Annotated in this window: 4 protein-coding genes and 1 pseudogene; 3 read left to right on the forward strand and 2 right to left on the reverse strand. The window is 68.0% G+C overall.

Annotation, left to right across the window (positions count from 1 at the left end; all coding sequences use genetic code 11):
• Positions 1–189, forward strand: a 189-nt coding sequence (locus tag AB0J12_RS39460; RefSeq protein WP_363269634.1) for a transposase, incomplete at its 5' end; no start/stop codon positions are given.
• Between the two features lie 14 nt (positions 190–203).
• Here the strand turns inward: AB0J12_RS39460 and AB0J12_RS39465 are convergent.
• Complete coding sequence (locus tag AB0J12_RS39465) at positions 204–506, reverse strand: helix-turn-helix domain-containing protein (protein WP_363269637.1); 303 nt, start codon at positions 504–506, stop codon at positions 204–206.
• 147 nt (positions 507–653) lie between these two features.
• On the opposite strand from AB0J12_RS39465, the pseudogene AB0J12_RS39470 reads away from it, so the two are divergent.
• Positions 654–1,058, forward strand: a pseudogene (locus tag AB0J12_RS39470) (alpha/beta fold hydrolase); the annotation flags it as partial.
• A gap of 354 nt (positions 1,059–1,412) precedes the next feature.
• On the opposite strand, the gene AB0J12_RS39475 reads toward AB0J12_RS39470, so the two are convergent.
• Positions 1,413–2,024 carry a restriction endonuclease gene (locus AB0J12_RS39475; RefSeq protein WP_363269635.1) on the reverse strand — a complete coding sequence of 204 codons (612 nt, stop codon included), beginning with the start codon at positions 2,022–2,024 and terminating at the stop codon, positions 1,413–1,415.
• Positions 2,025–2,162: 138 nt separating this feature from the next.
• On the opposite strand from AB0J12_RS39475, the gene AB0J12_RS39480 reads away from it, so the two are divergent.
• Entirely contained in the window at positions 2,163–2,450 is a 288-nt protein-coding gene (locus AB0J12_RS39480; protein ID WP_363269636.1) for a hypothetical protein, read from the forward strand.
• The last annotated feature ends 742 nt before the right edge of the window (positions 2,451–3,192 follow it).

Below are 3,192 nucleotides of genomic sequence, written 5' to 3' on the forward strand. Positions count from 1 at the left end.
GCCGAACGCGGGCAGCCCCACGGCACCGGCCTGGGCACCTTTCGCTGGGTCGTCGAGCGGACGATCTCCTGGCTGCATGGCTTTCGCCGACTGCGTATCCGCTGGGAACGACGCGACGACATCCACGAGGCCTTCCTCGGCCTCGCCGTCTGCCTGATCACCCACCGCCACGTCCATAGGCTTTGTTAGGGCCAGTTACTCGTTTAGCGGTTGTCGTAGGCCGTGCGAGCGGCGTCGATGTGTGGCAGGTGCGTGATGCTCCATTCGAGCAGCGGCGCGGTGGCCTCGCGCAGGCTCCGGCCCATCGCGGTCAGTTCGTAGCTGACGTGCGGCGGCATGACGTTGCGGACCGTGCGCGTCAGGATCCCGTCGCGTTCGAGGTCTCGCAGCGTCACGGTGAGCATGCGCTGGCTGATGCCGTCGATTGTCCGCCTGAGCTCGGTGAAGCGCAACGGCCCGTCCTTGAGCATGCGCACGATCAGCAGCGCCCACCTGTCCCCGACCATCCCGAGGACTTCACGGGCCTGGCACGGGTCCTGCACGGTTACCTCCTGAGAACCGGGGCACCAAAAAGTGCCGTATTGCCCGGGCGGCGTCGTGGGGATCACGATGTTCGCGGTTACCAAAGAGTACCGAGGCACGCCCCATTTCTACTGGTACACGGCGCCTGGCACAACGGGCGAAGCTGGGACCGGGTGGTCCCGCTGCTGGAGGCGGCCGGGCACCGGGTGCTCGCGCCGTCGCTCACCGGCTACGGCGACAAAGCACACCTGCTGAGCCCCAAGATCGGGCTCGGAACCCACATCGACGACGTCGCTGGCCTGATCGAAGACGAGCACCTCTACGACGTCGTGCTCGTCGGGCACAGCTACGCCGGGATGGTCATCTCGGGAGTCGCCAACCGGGTCCCGAAGCGGATCGCGCATCTGGTGTTCCTCGACGCGATGGTCCCCGAAGACGGCGAGACCGCTGTCGACGTCCTCCCTGTCACCAAGCAGCTCATCGACCTCGCTGTGGACGGCTGGCGGGGTCGGCCGATGCCCGAGCATCCGCAGATGCGTCTGGGCATCCGCCACGATCACCGGCACCACCAGCCCCTGCTCGTGAACGGCACGGCCAAGGACGCCGGGTATGCAGCGATAACGCCGATCTGGGCGGATGACGCAGCGCTAGGCAAGGGACTGAAGATCAACGTTTCCGAGGTACTGCACAAGGGCCTGAGCCTCTGCTGACCTGCGAACCCGCGGCCACCCCAGGCCGTACCGGTCCTGCTCGGTGGGGCCCCCTGCTCGAGGGTGGCCCCACCTTCCTTTGTCGCTGGTGTGTCAGATCATCGAGCTCGGGACCGACGGGACCGTCACCTCGCAGCCAGCGCGGAGTGCCGTGAGCAGCACTCCAGTGAACGGTGCCGGTCATGAGAGGGCCGACGGTCGACGCGGCGGGGGCACCGCGCGCAGCACTTCCCACAGCGGCCTCGAGCCTGCGGCCCAGTCCGCTAGGACGCGGCGGTCGACCAGGTGTATGCGCTGCTGCTGGGCGAAGTCTCGGCCGGGCTGGGTGATGCGGCCGTTGGTGACTATCACGACGACGTCGGCGCCGTGGACGGGTCGGGCGGTGCTGTTGAGGACCTGGAGTTCAGGGGTGCCGACGGCGCCGCCCCGGTCGCCGAGACGGCGGTGCTTACACTGCATCACCCAGAGTCGGCCGTAGGGGTCGGTGGCCTTCACATCGGCGCCGAGGTCGCCCTGGCCGCCGACCTGGACGGCATCGTGGCAGCCGTCGCGGCGCATCAGGTCGCGCACCGCGTACTCGAAGTCGCGGTGGCTCAGCGCGTCCAGCTGTGTCGGGCCGTACCGCAGTGCCTGGCTGCGCACCTGCTGCCACTGGGCTTGCTGCGCCCTGCGCTGTGACCAGACGACACCCACGAGGAACGCCACGGCAGCGGCCAGGACCAGGAGCCACCCATGGGTAAGCAGCCACTGCACGACGGCGACCACCAGAGCGATCCCGACGAGTCCGGCCACGCCGAGGACGAGAATCTGCGACTCCTGCTGCCGACGCCGGCGTGCCGAGGCGGAGGTGCGGCGCGGGCGCCGAGCGGGAGATCGTCGGGTAGGGGTGCGGCGGGCGGGTGGGCGGCGGGTCACCGGCCGGAGCCCATCGTGGAGAAGTCGATCGGGTACGACACGGTGGGCCGGGGCACGACCGGCTTCCGCGTCGGGGTGTCGAACCTGACCGGATACGACACATTGGGCTGCGGGCGTACCCCTGCCCTGCCCGCGGTCGTCTCCTCAAACCGGATCGGGTACTTCACCGCCGGCTGCGGTCGGGTCGCGCCGCCTTCCGCGCTGCCCGCCGGTGTGGTGCCGCCGCCCATTCCGATCACGGCCACGGCAACCACGGCTAACAGCGTCATCTCCCCGCGCGCGCCCGGCGCCCACCGCGAGTAGCCGCGCACGCGAGTCCCGTCGGAACGCACATACTCCCTGACGTAAGGCACGTGTCCTGTCCCCCTCCTCGAAGCCTGCCGGACCGACCAGCCATGCTGACAGGCACCACTGACAATGGATCTGCGTTCCGCGGCTTCAACTCCTCCTAGGTCCGGGCGACATGGCGCCTTTCAGCCATCGCGGCGGCTTGAGGACAGACGCCCGCCTCGGGTGCTACCGGTGCCTCCCGCGCGGGTGCCGTTTGGTCAGACGGCGAGTGCTTCGGGACGGCGGCAGGCCGAACATTCGCGGGCAGAAGGCCGCGCAGTGACCTCGATCGTGGTGCATCACCTTATCGTTCAGCGGCCACTGGTCGAGCTGTCCGGCAAGAGGTCAGGACGCTCCATCGCCCCCGTCAAGTCGCTGTAGTCATCTCTTGCCCCACTGGCGACGCTGGTGGGGCAAGGGCCATAGATCGTCGAAGGAGGGTTGAGTCCATGGCTGGTCTGGGAGTGACTGTTGTGCTCCGAGGAGCTGGGTGATCTTCTCGGCCTCGTCATCGGTGAGATCGGCGAGTAGGCGTGCTGTCGTGCCCAGGAGAGCATCCAGTGGTACCTGAGTGCGTGCGCCGCGGGCACTTGCGACTCTGAAGCCGAACATGCACTGAACTTGTTCTTTATCTATCGGCTTCGAACGGCGTCTCGAACTGAGTCGCTCACCTGGGGATTCGCCGGACGTGGGGGCGGCCTTCGTCTGATCCTGT

Source organism: Streptomyces sp. NPDC049915 (assembly GCF_040656475.1).
Classification (GTDB): domain Bacteria; phylum Actinomycetota; class Actinomycetes; order Streptomycetales; family Streptomycetaceae; genus Streptomyces.